The sequence below is a fragment of the Quyinboa ferrireducens genome (assembly GCF_042436675.1).
In the GTDB taxonomy this organism is placed as follows: domain Bacteria; phylum Bacteroidota; class Bacteroidia; order Bacteroidales; family UBA5342; genus JBHJHP01.
Map to the genome: position 1 here is coordinate 1 of NZ_JBHMVA010000031.1, position 1945 is coordinate 1945.

Sequence of the window (1945 nt, forward strand, 5' to 3'; positions counted from 1 at the left end):
AAATGGGATAATAATGATTTTCTTTGCAGCCGCTTTTGGAAGGGGTAGAGGCCCTGGAGAGTTAGTCTTGAGTTTTGGTAAAAAATAAATCATTAATGATTTGGAGGCAAAGGAAAGAAGTATTAATTTTGCCACACTTTTTTCGGCCAATAAAAAACCGGGCCCTGCGCTTAGGTGATTTAGAGTGGTTGAAAGGGGTGAAAAAAAACGAAAGGCGCAATAAAGAGCGTAAACGTTCATTGAGGAATTGTAAAGTCTTATAATAAGGTAAGAAAAGAAATTTAAAACAAGCGAACCGTCATTCAATTGAAGAGCGAGGGGATCGAAGCTCTAAGGAAATATATAACTACAACGAAGAGTTTGATCCTGGCTCAGGATGAACGCTAGCGACAGGCCTAACACATGCAAGTCGAGCGGGATTAGATAGCTTGCTATCTATGAGAGCGGCGCACGGGTGCGTAACGCGTATGCAACCTACCTTTTACAGGGGGATAGCCCGGAGAAATCCGGATTAATACCCCATAAAATTACAGAACCGCATGGTTTAATAATTAAAGTTATGGCGGTAAAAGATGGGCATGCGTATGATTAGTTAGTTGGAGAGGTAACGGCTCACCAAGGCAACGATCATTAGGGGTTCTGAGAGGAAGGTCCCCCACACTGGTACTGAGACACGGACCAGACTCCTACGGGAGGCAGCAGTGAGGAATATTGGTCAATGGGCGCAAGCCTGAACCAGCCATGTCGCGTGCAGGAAGACTGCCCTATGGGTTGTAAACTGCTTTTGTACGGGAATAACCGTGGATACGTGTATCCACCTGCATGTACCGTACGAATAAGGATCGGCTAACTCCGTGCCAGCAGCCGCGGTAATACGGAGGATTCGAGCGTTATCCGGATTCATTGGGTTTAAAGGGTGCGTAGGCGGATATATAAGTCAGAGGTGAAATCCTGCAGCTCAACTGTAGAATTGCCTTTGAAACTGCATATCTTGAGTATGGACGAGGCAGGCGGAATGTGTAATGTAGCGGTGAAATGCATAGATATTACACAGAACCCCGATTGCGTAGGCAGCTTGCCAGGCCACAACTGACGCTGATGCACGAAAGCGTGGGGAGCGAACAGGATTAGATACCCTGGTAGTCCACGCCGTAAACGATGTTCACTAGCTGTATGCGATACACAGTATGCGGCCGAGCGAAAGCATTAAGTGAACCACCTGGGGAGTACGTTGGCAACAATGAAACTCAAAGGAATTGACGGGGGCCCGCACAAGCGGAGGAACATGTGGTTTAATTCGATGATACGCGAGGAACCTTACCTGGGCTTAAATGCAGAGTGCATAGATCAGAGATGATTTTTTCTTCGGACTCTTTGCAAGGTGCTGCATGGTTGTCGTCAGCTCGTGCCGTGAGGTGTCGGGTTAAGTCCCATAACGAGCGCAACCCTTGCCGTTAGTTGCCATCAGGTTAAGCTGGGGACTCTAACGGGACTGCCGGTGTAAACCGTGAGGAAGGTGGGGATGACGTCAAATCAGCACGGCCCTTACGTCCAGGGCTACACACGTGTTACAATGGCCGGTACAGAGGGCAGCTACATAGCAATATGATGCGAATCTCGAAAGCCGGTCTCAGTTCGGATTGGAGTCTGCAACCCGACTCCATGAAGTTGGATTCGCTAGTAATCGCGCATCAGCCACGGCGCGGTGAATACGTTCCCGGGCCTTGTACACACCGCCCGTCAAACCATGGAAGCTGGGGGTACCTGAAGTACGTTACCGCAAGGATCGTCCTAGGGTAAATCTAGTGACTGGGGTTAAGTCGTAACAAGGTAGCCGTACCGGAAGGTGTGGCTGGAACACCTCCTTTTTGGAGAGCAACCCCTTAATTTGCAAGGGGATGATTGGTTTGCTTGGTTTTTTTCTACCTTATTATAAGGCTTTATA

General features: G+C 48.4%; 1 protein-coding gene and 1 rRNA gene. One reads left to right on the forward strand and one right to left on the reverse strand.

Annotation, left to right across the window (positions count from 1 at the left end):
• A partial coding sequence (locus ACE01N_RS19925; protein WP_380592747.1) for a hypothetical protein occupies positions 1-240 on the reverse strand: 240 nt, incomplete at its 3' end.
• A gap of 108 nt (positions 241-348) precedes the next feature.
• Between ACE01N_RS19925 and ACE01N_RS19930 the strand changes: the two genes are divergently transcribed.
• Positions 349-1868, forward strand: a 16S ribosomal RNA gene (locus ACE01N_RS19930).
• Positions 1869-1945 lie beyond the last annotated feature (77 nt).